Source organism: Agrobacterium leguminum, from assembly GCF_015704895.1.
Classification (GTDB): domain Bacteria; phylum Pseudomonadota; class Alphaproteobacteria; order Rhizobiales; family Rhizobiaceae; genus Agrobacterium; species Agrobacterium leguminum.
In genome coordinates this window covers 16804-30674 of record NZ_JADQWB010000008.1, presented here as the reverse complement: position 1 = coordinate 30674, position 13871 = coordinate 16804, and the positions used below count along the sequence as shown (strand labels likewise).

12 protein-coding genes are annotated in these 13871 nt (G+C 60.9%); 6 read left to right on the top strand and 6 right to left on the bottom strand.

Going from position 1 to position 13871, the window contains the following annotated elements:
- Positions 1–11 precede the first annotated feature (11 nt).
- Positions 12–1400 carry a L,D-transpeptidase family protein gene (locus tag I3J13_RS13780; protein WP_020813638.1) on the bottom strand — a complete coding sequence of 463 codons (1389 nt, stop codon included), beginning with the start codon at positions 1398–1400 and terminating at the stop codon, positions 12–14.
- 155 nt (positions 1401–1555) lie between these two features.
- Here I3J13_RS13780 and I3J13_RS13775 point away from each other — a divergent pair, with 155 nt between their 5' ends.
- The 3 genes from I3J13_RS13775 to I3J13_RS13765 all read left to right on the top strand — a co-directional run bounded on the left by I3J13_RS13775 (position 1556) and on the right by I3J13_RS13765 (position 3235).
- On the top strand, positions 1556–2389 hold the full coding sequence (locus I3J13_RS13775) for an aldose 1-epimerase family protein (protein WP_020813637.1): 834 nt from the start codon (positions 1556–1558) through the stop codon (positions 2387–2389).
- Positions 2390–2506: 117 nt separating this feature from the next.
- The gene (locus tag I3J13_RS13770; protein ID WP_003494827.1) at positions 2507–2845 is read left to right on the top strand and encodes a protein tyrosine phosphatase family protein; all 339 of its coding nucleotides are present in this window, start codon (positions 2507–2509) and stop codon (positions 2843–2845) included.
- A gap of 48 nt (positions 2846–2893) precedes the next feature.
- Entirely contained in the window at positions 2894–3235 is a 342-nt protein-coding gene (locus tag I3J13_RS13765) for a RidA family protein (protein WP_003494829.1), read from the top strand.
- Positions 3236–3459: 224 nt separating this feature from the next.
- Here I3J13_RS13765 and I3J13_RS13760 read toward each other — a convergent pair whose 3' ends face one another.
- The 4 genes from I3J13_RS13760 to I3J13_RS13745 all read right to left on the bottom strand — a co-directional run bounded on the left by I3J13_RS13760 (position 3460) and on the right by I3J13_RS13745 (position 8322).
- The gene (locus I3J13_RS13760) at positions 3460–4212 is read right to left on the bottom strand and encodes a HugZ family pyridoxamine 5'-phosphate oxidase (protein ID WP_196379158.1); all 753 of its coding nucleotides are present in this window, start codon (positions 4210–4212) and stop codon (positions 3460–3462) included.
- 189 nt (positions 4213–4401) lie between these two features.
- The gene (locus I3J13_RS13755) at positions 4402–6051 is read right to left on the bottom strand and encodes a thiamine pyrophosphate-binding protein (protein ID WP_196379157.1); all 1650 of its coding nucleotides are present in this window, start codon (positions 6049–6051) and stop codon (positions 4402–4404) included.
- Positions 6048–7250 carry a succinate--glutarate CoA-transferase gene (gene caiB, locus I3J13_RS13750; protein ID WP_196379156.1) on the bottom strand — a complete coding sequence of 401 codons (1203 nt, stop codon included), beginning with the start codon at positions 7248–7250 and terminating at the stop codon, positions 6048–6050. Before caiB ends, I3J13_RS13755 begins: the two co-directional genes overlap by 4 nt.
- Positions 7251–7350: 100 nt before the next feature.
- Positions 7351–8322 carry an alpha/beta fold hydrolase gene (locus tag I3J13_RS13745; RefSeq protein ID WP_196379155.1) on the bottom strand — a complete coding sequence of 324 codons (972 nt, stop codon included), beginning with the start codon at positions 8320–8322 and terminating at the stop codon, positions 7351–7353.
- Positions 8323–8449: 127 nt separating this feature from the next.
- Between I3J13_RS13745 and ettA the strand changes: the two genes are divergently transcribed.
- The 3 genes from ettA (at position 8450) to metF (ending at position 12168) form a co-directional block, all read left to right on the top strand.
- Positions 8450–10099, top strand: coding sequence for an energy-dependent translational throttle protein EttA (ettA, locus tag I3J13_RS13740; RefSeq protein WP_003522791.1), 1650 nt, complete (start codon positions 8450–8452; stop codon positions 10097–10099).
- 160 nt (positions 10100–10259) lie between these two features.
- On the top strand, positions 10260–11273 hold the full coding sequence (locus tag I3J13_RS13735; protein ID WP_196379154.1) for a metalloregulator ArsR/SmtB family transcription factor: 1014 nt from the start codon (positions 10260–10262) through the stop codon (positions 11271–11273).
- Position 11274: 1 nt separating this feature from the next.
- Positions 11275–12168, top strand: a complete 894-nt coding sequence (gene metF, locus I3J13_RS13730) for a methylenetetrahydrofolate reductase [NAD(P)H] (RefSeq protein WP_003522177.1) — start codon at positions 11275–11277, stop codon at positions 12166–12168.
- 465 nt (positions 12169–12633) lie between these two features.
- Here the strand turns inward: metF and I3J13_RS13725 are convergent, their stop codons facing one another.
- Entirely contained in the window at positions 12634–13860 is a 1227-nt protein-coding gene (locus I3J13_RS13725) for a lytic murein transglycosylase (RefSeq protein WP_003522178.1), read from the bottom strand.
- Positions 13861–13871: the final 11 nt, after the last annotated feature.

Genomic DNA, 13871 nt, shown 5'->3' with positions numbered 1-13871 from the left:
TTCGGTCGATCCTATTCCGCGAATTCGACCACCACGCCGGGGCGGACCATTTTCGCCAGTTCGGTCGCATCCCAGTTGGTCAGGCGGATACAGCCGTGGCTGTTGGTCTTGCCGATCTTCGAGGGTTCCGGCGTGCCGTGAATGCCGTAGGTCGGCTTCGACAGCGCAATCCAGACCGTACCGACCGGGCCGTTCGGACCCGGTGGGATCTGCAGGATCTTGTCGTTCTGGCCCTGCTTGAAGTTGATCTTCGGATTATAGGTGTAGCCGGGATTGAGCGCGATACGCTCCACCGTGTGCGTGCCGCTCGGCGAGGGCGTGTCCGTGGAACCGATGGTGGCGGGATAGGCGGCGATCAGATTGCCGTCCTGACCATAGGCGAAGACCTGTTTGATGCCCTTATGCGCGACGATACGGGCGACCTGTCCCTTTTTCGTCTCGCCCGGATTGACGACCTTGATGATGGTGCCGGGCACGGAAAAATCGATGCCGGGGTTGAGTTCCTTCAGATAGTTCTCATCCATGTGGAAGCGTTCGGCGAGCGCTTCCGAAGTCGAGGTGAAGGAGAGGGCAGGCAGCTGCGACTTCTCGGCATAGTCGTCCGGGATGGAGGCGACATAGGGACCGGCGGCGTCGGCGGCGGTGATGGTATAGTCGACGATCGGCATACCGCCGGAAGCGCGCAGACGCTCCAGAATGTCATCGGAATTGTTGGGGTCGAGCTTTTCGCCGGTCATGTCCTGCCAGGCGGCAATCGCCTTGTTGACATTGTCGCCCATCTTGCCGTCGATAACGCCGGGCGAGATGCCTTCACGGTCGAGGAATGTCTGGAGCGCAACGATTTCTTGGCGCGAGCGATTGACCGGCGTTGTCACCGGTGTATGACGCTCGATCAGGTGGTCCGGCTGCGGAACGGCGGCGGTGGTGCTTTCGCCCGGCATCGGCTGGCCGAGCGGGCCGCTTTCAACCGCACCGGGTGCGGGAACGGAGCCGGTGTAGAAATTCTCGTCGGAACCGTCGCCGCGATATTCGCGGTAATCGCGCACGCTGCCATTGTCCTGATAGCCGTAGTCGCGTTGCGGCTCACGATATTGGCCGCCGGGAGCAGGCGGATAATAGGTGGTGTCGCGCTGGCGCGCCTGCTGCCGCTGCTGGTAGCCGGAGGGCATTTCGGTGGCGAGGAGATTGCCGTACTGGTCGTAAAACACCGTGCGTCCCATGGAATCGCGGCTGATGACGATATCGCCGCGCTCCGGCATAAAGTCGAGCACGCGACCGTCCGGGGTCACCAGCATCGTCTGCTGATCGCCATAACGCTGCTGCGCGCCAGCCTGTAGCGGGGCGATAGCTGCCGCCAGCGCGACTGTCAGACCCAGAGCTGCGTTAAGAAACTGTTTCACGATTCTGCTATCCCTTGCTTGTTCACCGATAAACACACCGCAATCTTGACCCTATTGTGAAAAAGGTGAATTCGCGGTTAATGCAATCTTAATTTCCGTCACGGTTAGTAGCGTTTCCGTGAAGCATGCGTTTTTAGGGTCACAGGGAGGTTATCTTGCGTTCGTTTCAGGCTGGCAGATCGCCACGCATTTTCCTCGATGAAACCTCCGTTTTCGATATCGGCGCCTGCGTCGTCGATGGCATCGACATCGCGCCCGGCCGCGCTATTCCCGACGATGGCGATGCACGCATCGACCACTCGCTGGAAGGCTTTCTGTTCACCTGCGGCCCCGACCATATCCGCCATCCCGAGCCGATCCATGGCGACGGCGAAGGGCGTCGATATCCGCTGCATGGATCCTTTTCCTCCCATCCCGCGACGATCATCGCGTTCGACGTTCACGAGTCCAATGCATTGGCGCGCGTCGAGGTTCCCGTGAAGCTTGCCGATGGCGGCACTGCGCTTCTGGAACGGACATGGCGTATCGACGGAGAAAGCGGCGAAGTCAGCCTCGATGACCGGATCGTCAACACGTCCGAGCGGCCCATCCCGGTGTTCCTGATGTATCACATGAATATCGGCGCGCGTCTCTTCGACGATGCCGTGCGGCTTGAAGGCGGGATGTTGGAAGGCGGCGGCCACAGCTGGCGTTTCGGCGAAGAGCCGGGCACCGTTTTCTGCGTTCCCGCCGGTGATGACGAGTGGGCGTCGCTCGCGCTCGGACCGATTGCGGCCATCGGCGGGAAGACGCTGACCGTGCGTTTTCGCACGGAAACGCTGCCCTATCTGCAGATGTGGCGCAACCAGCAGGCGCCGGCCAATGTGCTCGGCATCGAGCCGGTATCGCATCGCTGGGTGGGGCGCGGCGAGCTTGAGGCGGCCGGCGAGTTCAATATTCTCCAGCCGGGCGAAAGCCGTTCCTTCGGCCTGCGCTTTTCCATCCTCTGAACTGTAGCGAATGACGGTGCGCCATCATTGACGCACGGGGTTTGACCGCTTACATCGGATGCGGATTTCAAGGGTGACAGCCAGCGGCGCGGACGCCGGTTTCAGCGGAGGCATGACATGGATATCAGGCGCATAGACGACGAATATTCGGTAACGGGACAGATCAGCGTCGCCGATCTCGATGAGATCAAGGCGCTCGGCTTCAAGTCGATCGTCTGCCACCGCCCTGACGGCGAAGAAGACGGCCAGCCGCTTTTCGCCGATATTGCCGAGCGTGCCGAACAGCTTGGCCTTACCATCATGCATGTGCCGGTTGGCCGTTATGGCGTCGATGCCGATGCCGTTACCGGCATGGTGGATGCACTGGACGAATTGCAGCGCCCGATGCTCGGCTATTGCCGTTCCGGCGCGCGCTCGACGGCGATTTACGAAAAGACCCATCACCTGCGCGGCTGATTTTCCGCGCATCGTTCTATTTTAAATGCCAATCAACAGGAGTTTTCCATGACCATCAAGCGTATCGAGCCGGGCAAGCGCATGAGCGGCGCCGTCGTTCACGGCAACACCGTTTATCTGGCCGGCCAGGTTGGCGAAGGCACGAGCGTTACGGAGCAGAGCAAGTCCGCTCTCGCTGAAGTCGACCGCCTGCTGGCCGCTGCCGGTTCGGACAAGTCGAAGATCCTGCAGACGATCATCTATCTCTCCGACATGTCCACCTTCGGCGAAATGAACGCCGTCTGGGAAGGCTGGATCGACCCGGCAAACCCGCCGGCCCGCGCCACCAGCGGCGCACCATTGGCAACGCCGGATTACAAGGTTGAGTTCATCGTGACCGCTGCTCTCTGAGCATCCGTCTGAGTTTTTAAGAAGAGGCCGGGTCGCGGAAAGCGGCCCGGCCTTTTTTGATGGGAAATTCGAAACGTTCGTTTCGTCATCCTCGGGCTTCTCCCGAGGATCCAATCACCTATCGCAAATTGATAGGCAGCAGATGCTCGGGACAGGCCCGAGCATGACGGAGGAGAGGGGATTGTCCCAGGTTTGTGAATCGCTTGGGCACGTCACTTCAAAAGCTAAGCAAGCGCCTTCCCAAATTGCTTCAACGTCGTCACCCGCTCCGCAAACCACAGCCTGGCCAGATCGCTCGCCGATGCGAGATCGATGCCATCCGGGTCGATGGAGGTTATCGTCCAGCGGCCAGTCTTTGCGCCGGCCAGAACGGCGAGCCGGGCCGCTTCGCCCTTGATGGCGTTGAGGCGGATGGCTTCGCTTTCCGCCGCCGCCATCAGTTCGTCTGCGCCTGACAGATCGGTGCGCAGATCGGCCGGGGTGATGTTGCTGGCATTGCGGGCCGGGCCGCCATTGATCTGCACACCTTCCGTCCGCAGCCGGTAAAGCCGCGTGTCGGGAAGGGAGAGATAAAGTTTCGCTTTGGGGTAGCGGGCAATGTAGCGCGCGATGGCGAGCGGCACTTCATCCGGACCGATTTGTTCCGCCGTGCCCACCAGCGTCAGCCGCGGCAGCGTCAGCGCGTCACCCTTGCCGAAGGGGGCGAGCGTCAGCGAGATGCGCGCGTCTGTCTCCATGTTGCGGGCATGCAGCGTCAGCCCGGCCGCGAAGAAGAAGGGCGTGCCGTCCGGCTCGATGCCGATATTGGTGGCGGTCGTATAGGGATAGCCGCTGACGGGATCGAGGGTTGCAAGCGCCGCCGTGCGGGAAGTGTGCAGGACATCGCGGGCCACGCGCACGGCCTCGAAAGGCGCGCCGGCCGAGGGCTCGATCTTTGCGCCGCGCGGGGTGATGACGGGAGGGGCTGCATCCGGCATGTCGTTTCCTGATCCAAAGGGCTGCTGAAAGAAGTGTGAGACCCCTCCTTCGTCATGCTCGGGCCTGTCCCGAGCATCTGCAACCGATGAACTTTACGATACGTGATTGGATCCTCGGGACAGGCCAGAGGATGACGTCGTGCGAGCGTCAGGATTTACACCATGCCGGAGCCGTGTCCATGCGTCATATCAGCTTCCGGTCCTGATCTGCGTCAGGGTACGCGTTGGCGTGATCGCTTCCGCATCCAGCTTTACCTCGATGATGGCCGGCTTGCCGCTGGCCCGCGCCCGTTCGAAGGCGGCGGCGAAGTCTTGCGTTCTTTCCACCGTTTCGCCGTGGCCGCCATAGGCTTTGGCAAAGGCGTTGAAATCCGGATTGACGAGGTCGGTGCCGCTGACACGGCCGGGATATTCCCGCTCCTGATGCATGCGGATCGTGCCGTAGGTGCCGTTATTGACCAGTACGGTGATGATCGGCAGGCCGTACCGCACGGCGGTGATGAATTCCTGCCCATGCATCATGAAACAGCCGTCACCGGCAAAGCAGACCACCTCGCGTTCCGGGAACAGATGCTTGGCCGCGACCGCCGCCGGCAGGCCGTAACCCATCGAGCCTGATGTCGGGGCCGATTGCGTATTGTAGCGACGGAAGCGGTGGAAGCGATGGACCCAGGTGGCATAGTTGCCCGCGCCATTGGTGAAGATCGCATCCTCGGGCACATTGGCCTCGATCCAGTCCATAATCGGACCCATCTGCACAGCGCCGGGGCCGGTCTTCGGCGGGGTGGACCAGGTGAGATAGGCCGCATGCATGGCGGCAGTGCGATCCGCCCATACATTTGCGGAAAGCGTAAGCGAGGAGAGGGCGGCAACGAAGTCATCCGGTGCAGCGCAGATCGCCAGATCCGGTCGATAGACGCGGCCAAGCTCTTCGGCTTCCGGATAAATATGGACGAGTTTCTGCGACGGGTAGGGGATGTCCAGCAGCGTATAGCCGGAAGACGGCATTTCGGAGAGGCGGCCACCGAGCAGCACCACGAGATCGGCCTCCTTGATCTCCTTGGCCAGCGCCGGGTTGATGCCGATGCCGACATCGCCCGCATAGGAGGGGCTGAGGTGATCGAACAGCATCTGGCGGCGGAAGGAACAGCCGACAGGCAGCTTGTTGTTTTCCGCAAAAGCCTTGAAGCCTGCGACGCTTTCCTCGGACCAGCGCGTGCCGCCGATGATGAAGACCGGGCGCTTCGCCTCGCCCAGCATTTTTGCGAAGGCGGCCATCTGTGACGGGCCGGGATGCGCTTCGACAGGGGTATAGGGTTTTGCCTTGGGCGCTTCGACCTCTTCCACCAGCATGTCTTCGGGCAGCGTCAGCACCACCGGGCCGGGGCGGCCGGAGGTGGCGACGGCAAAGGCGCGGGTGACGAATTCGGGAATGCGGCGGGCATCGTCGATCTCGCCCACCCATTTGGCGAATTCGGTGAAGGCGCGGCGATATTCCACTTCCTGAAACGCCTCGCGCTCACGCGCTTCGCGCTGCACCTGGCCGATGAAGAGGATCATCGGAATGGAATCCTGCCTTGCGATATGCAGGCCCGCCGAGGCGTTGGTGGCGCCCGGTCCGCGAGTTACCATGCAGATGCCGGGTTCGCCGGTCAGCCGACCCCAGGTGTCGGCCATCATGGCGGCGCCGCCTTCCTGGCGGCAGACCACGGTTTCGATGCCGCTTTCATAAAGCGCATCCAGCACGGCGAGATAGCTTTCGCCCGGAACGCAGGAAACGCGGGAGACGCCATTGGCCTTCAGCGCGTCGACGATCAATTGCCCGCCTGTTCTTTTCATGGCGTCGTGGTCCTTTCGATGTTTTCCAGTTCGGCCAGCACCTGCGCCTGATGTTCGCCGAGCTTGGGGCTCGGGCGTTCATAGCGCAGCGGCGTTTGCGACATGATAATGGGTGTGCGGACACCAGGGATGACGGTGCCGTCTTCCGCCTCCAGATCAACGCGGAGGCCGCGCGCCTTCACCTGCGGATCGGCGAACATTTCCTCGATGGAATTGATCGGCCCGGCCGGAACGGCGTTCTTTTCGCAGGCGGTCAGAAGATCGCGCTTCTGCCATTTCAGCGTTTCGGTGGAAACGATCTGCCGGACTTCCGCTTTGTGGGCCACGCGGGCCTTGTTCGTCGCATAACGTTCGTCATCGGCAATCGCGCCGATGCCGAGAATGGCGCAGAGGCGGCGGAACTGGCCGTCATTGCCGACCGCGAGGATGAGGAAACCGTCGGCCGTCGGCACCACCTCATAGGGGGAAATATTCGGATGGGCGTTGCCGAGCCGAACGGGAGGCTTGCCGGAAATCAGGTAATTCATGTTCTGGTTGGCGAGCACTGCCGATTGCACATCGAGAAGCGCCATGTCGATATGCTGGCCTTCGCCGGTGCGGATGGCGTGGATCAACGCCGCCTGAATGGCCGACACGGAATAGATGCCGGTGAAAATATCGGCAACCGCTACGCCCGCCTTCATCGGCTGGCCGTCCGCTTCGCCCGTTATCGACATGAAGCCGGACATGCCCTGAACGATATAGTCGTATCCGGCGAGATCGGCATAAGGCCCGGTCTGGCCGAAGCCCGTGATGGAGCAATAGATCAGCTTCGAGTTGAGCGCCTTCAGGCTCTCGTAATCGAGGCCATATTTGGCAAGCCCGCCGCGCTTGAAATTTTCGATGACGACATCGGCGGTGCGCACCAGCCGGCGCACCAGCTCACAGCCTTCCGGTGTCTTCAGATCGGCGACGATGGAGCGTTTGCCGCGATTGGTGGCGTGGTAATAGGCGGCGGAGAGGTTTTCCCCATCGTCGCTTTCGACGAAAGGCGGTCCCCATGCGCGGGTATCGTCGCCGCCCTCGGGGTTTTCGACCTTGATGACGTCGGCACCCATATCGGCCAGCATCTGCCCTGCCCAGGGACCGGCCAGAACACGCGCCAGCTCGATGACGCGAATGCCTGATAGCGGCGGTTTCCTGTTTGGCATGTCGATCATCGGTCCCCCGGTATTTTGTGTCTGCCGGTTTATAGACCGCTGCTTGCCGCGTCGCATGTGATTTTATCTCATGGACTTATTCCGTTTCGGCAAAGGCCCCTCAATCGCCGACGACGCGGCCGCACCAGGCGGCGAAATCCGCCGCGACGGGCTGCCAGCCGATTTCGTTGAGCGTCTCGTGCCGCATGCCCTTGTAGATCGTGTGCTCGACATGGCTGAAACCTGCCTCGCGGAAACGCTCCGCCAGCCAGACGATCTCTTTGCCGTCATTGGTGGCTTTGTCCTGATCGCCGCTGACGAGGAGAAGCGGCAAATTCTTGGGCAGGCGCTCGATGAGTTTCGGTGCGCGATAGGAGAGTTCGAAGACATCCTGCCACAGGGAAACGCTCGCCTCGAACTGGCAGAGCGGGTCTTCCACATAGGCGTCCACCGCCGCCCTGTCGTGGCTCAGCCAGTCGGCATGGGTGCGCCTTTCCGGCATTCGGGCATTCCACACGCGGAAGGTTGCCTTCGGCAGAATGGCGCTCGGCACATCCGAGCCTTTCAGCATTTTTTCCAGCCGCAGCAGAACCTGCGCGACACGGCCCATGAAACCGGGATTGAGATTGGAATTCCAGATGGAGAGGCCATCGAAGGCATCCGGATGGCTGACGGCGGTGTTCAGCGCCACGAGGCCGCCCATGGAATGGCCAAACAGGATCGTGGCCAGGCCGGGATGCCTTTCGCCGACCATCCGGCGCATCGCCATGACATCGGCAACGACCTTTTCCGCACCGTCCTTCCAGCCAAAACGGCCGAGAGGCGCATCCGCCGCTCTCGTGCGGCCATGGCCGCGATGGTCGTGGGCATAGACTTCGAAACCCTGCTTCGACATCACATCCGCAAGCCGGCGATAACGGCCCGCGTGGTCAACCAGCCCGTGGCAGATCATCAGCACGCCGCGCGCAGGGGCAAGAGCGGAGGGCTGGTGGCGAAAGGCGATGGATGCGCCGGAGGGGGCTTCCAGCCTCTCAATACGGCTGAAGGCCAAGTCGTCGGTCGTTTCATTCATGATCGCGGCTGTCCCTGCCATAACATCCCTTGTCATAATCATGGGGTCATAATCGTGCCAGAGGTTGCCCCAAGGTCCTATTTACCCTACATAGCGGCAAATTTCCCGATACGTACTCTTAAAAATCCGATGTGGAGCATTCGCTACAATGGCACGTCAATTCATCTATCACATGGCCGGGCTGAACAAGGCCTACGGTGCGAAGAAGGTTCTGGAGAATGTGCATCTCTCCTTCTACCCCGACGCCAAGATCGGTATCCTCGGCCCGAACGGCGCCGGTAAGTCGACTGTTCTGAAAATCATGGCCGGCCTCGACAAGGAATATACCGGCGAGGCCTGGCTGGCCGAAGGCGCGACGCTCGGTTATCTCGAGCAGGAGCCGAAGCTCGACGAAAACAAGACCGTGATGGAAAACGTCATGGAAGGCGTGGCGAGCAAGACGGCCATCGTCGACCGCTACAACGAATTGATGATGAACTATTCCGACGAAACGGCGGATGAAGGCGCGAAGCTTCAGGACATCATCGACAGCCAGAACCTGTGGGATCTGGAAAACCAGGTCGAAATGGCCATGGACGCGCTGCGTTGCCCGCCCGGCGACTCGGCCGTGACCGGTCTCTCGGGTGGTGAACGCCGCCGCGTGGCGCTCTGCCGTCTGCTGCTGTCGCAGCCGGACCTGCTGCTGCTCGACGAACCGACCAACCACCTCGACGCGGAAACCATTGCGTGGCTTGAAAAGCACCTGCGCGATTATCCCGGCGCCGTGATGATGATCACCCACGACCGCTACTTCCTCGACAACGTCACGGGCTGGATTCTCGAACTCGACCGTGGCCGCGGCATTCCTTACGAAGGCAACTATTCCGCTTACCTGCAGGCGAAAGCCAAGCGCATGCAGCAGGAAGCCCGTGAAGACGCATCGCGCCAGAAGGCCATCAGCCGCGAAAGCGAGTGGATCGCCTCCAGCCCGAAGGCACGCCAGACGAAATCCAAGGCGCGTATCAAGGCCTATGACGAGCTGGTGGAAGCAGCGGAAAACCGCCGTCCCGGCGATGCGCAGATCGTCATTCCGGTTGCCGAGCGTCTTGGCCGCGTCGTCATCGAAGCCGACAATCTGACGAAGTCCTATGGCGACCGCGTGCTGATCGAAAACCTGTCCTTCAAGCTGCCGCCCGGCGGCATCGTCGGCGTCATCGGTCCGAACGGTGCGGGTAAGTCCACGCTGTTCAAGATGATCACCGGTCAGGAAAAGCCGGATAGCGGTTCGGTGACTGTCGGTGAGACGGTTCAACTCGGTTATGTCGACCAGAGCCGCGATACGCTGGCGGGTGACAAGACCGTCTGGGAGGAAATCTCTGGCGGCAACGACATCATCAAGCTCGGCAAGTTCGAAGTGAACTCGCGCGCCTATTGCGGCGCTTTCAACTTCAAGGGCGGCGATCAGCAGCAGAAGGTCGGCAATCTCTCGGGCGGTCAGCGTAACCGCGTGCACCTTGCCAAGATGCTGAAGGCCGGCGGTAACGTGCTGCTGCTCGACGAACCGACCAACGACCTTGATACGGAAACGCTCGCCGCGCTCGAAGAAGCGCTGGAAGCCTTTGCCGGTTGCGCCGTTATCATCAGCCACGACCGCATGTTCCTCGACCGCCTGGCCACCCACATTCTCGCTTTCGAGGGTGACAGCCATGTGGAATGGTTCGAAGGCAACTTCGAAGACTACGAAAAGGACAAGGTCCGCCGCCTCGGCCCGGAAAGCATCAAGCCCGGCCGGGTGAGCTACAAGCGCCTGACGCGCTGATCCTTTTCCGGATCCCTTCAGAAAGGCCCGCCGCAAAGCGGGCCTTTTTCCGTGTAATAAGTGGACACGATCATGTCCAACGACACTTTGCGCTTGCATCGAACGCCACATCGACATAAAGATATCTTTATATCTTGATTAGCTTGCGAGGCGCGGCAGAGTGGCGTTCGGTCTGGACAAATTGGTGGATCTTCTGAAGGCGGCGGGTGAGCCGACGCGCTTTCGCTTGCTGGCGCTTTTGGCGGCCGGCGATCTGACGGTCACCGATCTTACCGAAATTCTCGGCCAGTCGCAGCCGCGCATTTCCCGTCACCTCAAGCTTTTGACGGAAGAGGGGCTGATCGAGCGTTATCAGGAAGGCGCATGGGCCTATTTCCGTTTGCGGCAGGATGGTGAGCCCGCCATTGTTGTCCGGCAGCTGCTTGGCGCCGCATCGCCCTCCGACGCCGTTCTCCAGCGCGACAGCGAGCGGCTTGCCACCGTCAAGCGGGTGCGGGCGGAGCGGGCGCAGGATTATTTCAGCCGCAACGCCTCCGCCTGGGACGAGTTGCGCCGCCTGCATGTCAGCGACGAGGCCGTGGAAGGTGCGCTCCTGAAGCTGGTGGGCACGACGCCCATCGATTCTCTTCTCGACCTCGGCACCGGCACCGGCCGCATCCTGCAGCTTCTGAGCGGCATCTATCGCCGGGCGATCGGCGTTGATGCCAGCCGTGACATGCTCTCGGTGGCGCGCGCCAATCTCGACAAGGCGGGCGTGGTCAACGCGTCCGTGCGCCATGGCGATATTCTCAACCTGCCGCTTGAAGGGCACGATTTCGATCTGATCGTCATCCATCAGGTTCTGCATTTCCTCGACCAGCCGGAGATTGCGCTTTCCGAAGCCGCGCGCATGCTGCGCCCCGGCGGGCGGCTGATCGTTATCGATCTTGCGCCGCATTCCTTCGAATATCTGCGTGACGAGCATGCGCATGTGCGGCTGGGCTTCTCGCATCCGCTGATGGAAGAGTGGCTGAAGAAGGCCGGGCTCTCTCTGGAGCGCGCCGTCGATCTTCATTCTGAAAAAGCGTCCGACGAAGCGCTGGACGTGACGATATGGGTTGCCCGAGACCAGCGGCTGCTGATGGCAGACGATGTGGTGCAAGAGGCCGTTTTATTTGCTGCCGGGAGGGCATGATATGTTGAGGTCGGAAACCGCGCGCCGTGATGGCGATATCCGGTTGTCTTTCGAGTTTTTCCCGCCCAAGAATCCCGAGATGGAAACCCAGCTCTGGGAAACGGTTGCCGAGCTGAAGAAATGGAACCCGGATTTCGTGTCCGTCACCTATGGCGCCGGCGGTTCCACCAAGGCGCCGACGCTGGATGCGGTGCGCCGCATGATCGGCGACAGTCATCTGGCGACCGCCGCGCATCTGACCTGCGTGGATGCCAGCCGTGAGGACGTGCATCAGGTCATTGAAGAGTTTCGTAATGCCGGCGTTCGTCATTTCGTGGCGCTGCGCGGCGATCCCTCCACTGGCATCGGCACAGCCTATAAACCGCATCCCGAAGGGTATGAGAACGCCGCCGCTCTGGTGAAGGGGCTGCGTGAAATTGCCGATTTCGAGATTTCCGTGTCGGCCTATCCGGAAAAGCACCCGGAAAGCGCAAGCGAAGCGGTCGATATCGATATGCTGAAGCGCAAGGCTGATAATGGCGCGACGCGGGCCCTGACGCAGTTCTTCTTCGATAATGACGTGTTCGAGCGCTATATGGAGCGGGTGACGGCGGCAGGCATCACCATTCCGGTGGTTCCGGGCATCATGCCGATCCAGAACCTCACCCAGCTCAAGCGTTTCGCCGGTCGCTGCGGCACCAGCATTCCCGGTTTTCTGGATGAGCGTTTCGAAGGTTATGACGACGATCTGGAAGGTCGTGCCCGCGTGGCCGCGGAGGTTGCCGCCGAGCAGATCGCCGATCTGCAGCGGCGTGGCGTCAATGAGTTCCATCTCTACACCATGAACCGCGCGCCGCTGGTCGATGCGGTGCTTGAAAATCTCGGGCTGGAGCGTCTGCGCCGCAGCGCAGCCTGATTTTACACAGCGGATTACCGACATGAAAAAAGCGCAGGTCCCTCAGGGCCTGCGCTTTTTAAACTCGTGTCATCTACGGTTCTTATCTGCGTTTGGTCTTCACGTCTCGTCAGATGAAAAGCATCATCGCTACGAACAAAAACGCCAAACCGACTGCCAAGGCATTGAGAGATTTTGTAAGTCCCATGGGTGCCTCCTCTTGTTGACAGGTTCGATAATATGACCGTTTTGTGGCGGTTGAAAAGCGGTTTTTGTGATGCAGTGCAGCACGTCTCCAGACGACATAAAAAAGAAATTTCTGTAGTTATCTGATAATAAAAGATTATTTTCTTATCACGCAGTGCTTCATATGTTTAAAAAAAGTAAATGACCGGGGTGTTATCCCCAGTCATCAGGTCGAGATTAACACTTTATGCCTTGATTCCGTCCGACAGATTAAGGGCCGGAAGGCGCCGTTAAGATTGCTTAAAGCGCCTGCAGAAGTGCGGTCGAAGGCCAGCCATCGGCGGGCAGTCCGAGACGCTGCTGTTCCTTCTGGATGGCGACGCGGGTGCCGGAACCGAGAATGCCATCCACCTTGCCGACATTGTGTCCGCGCGCTTCAAGCTTGGTCTGAAGCTCCTTCATGGTCGCATCGTCGAAACCGGGCTCCGGGTTGCCCTTGTTGTAGACGGGAGAGCCCATGAGGCGGGTGGCGAAATAGGCGGCCGAGGTCGTGTAGATGAACGACTGGTTCCATTCCAGATAGATGTTGAAGTTCGGATAGGTGATGAAGGTCGGTCCCTTGCGTCCCTGCGGCATGATGAGGGCAGCGGGCAGGGTGGCGAAGTTTCTGTTACCGTCGCGCGGGGTCACGCCCAGTGCGAACCAGTCACCCGCGGTCAGCGGACCGCCGAGGCCGGATTTTTCCCAGGGCAGGTTTTCCGGCAGCGAGACTTCCTGAATCCAGGGTTCGCCCTTCTTGAAGCCGAGATGCTGGATGAATTTCGCAGCCGTCAGGATCGCATCCGGGGCGCTGCTCTTGACGTTGATGTGGCCGTCGCCATCGCCGTCGACACCGAAGGCGATGATGTCCTTGGGCAGCATCTGCACCTGGCCGATTTCACCGGCCCATGCGCCGGTATTGGCGGCGGGATCGAGATCGCCGTGCTGGACCATTTCGATCAGCGCCAGAAGCTGCGGGCGGAAGAGTTCCGGGCGGCGGCAATCATGCGAGAGGGTCACCAGCGCGTTGCGGGTGTTGAAATCGCCCTGAACGGCGCCGAAATCCGTCTCCATGGCCCAGAAGGCAGCGATGACGCCGGCCGGTACACCGAATTCGTTTTCGGCGCGGGCGAAGGTGGAGGAGAGTTCCTGAAGTTTCTTGCGGCCGATATCCAGACGGGCCTGGCTGACGGTGCGCTGGGAAAATTCCAGGAAGGTCTGGCGGAAGACGCCCTGTGCACGGTCACGCGAGAGCACCTTCGGGTCGATCTGCGCGCCGGCAAGCGCCTTCTGGATCGCGTCGGCCGGAATGCCCTTGGCAAGCGCATCGGCTTTCACGCCTTCGAGGAATGCACCGAGATCGCCGCCGCAGGCAACCTGCTTGGGATCATCGGGCGCGGCCACTGGCGGTGTGGCGAGGGCGGAGCCGGTGGAAAGAAGCGACAAAGCGGCGGCAAAAACGATGCTGCGCGACCGGAACGTGGGCATGGGAATTTCCT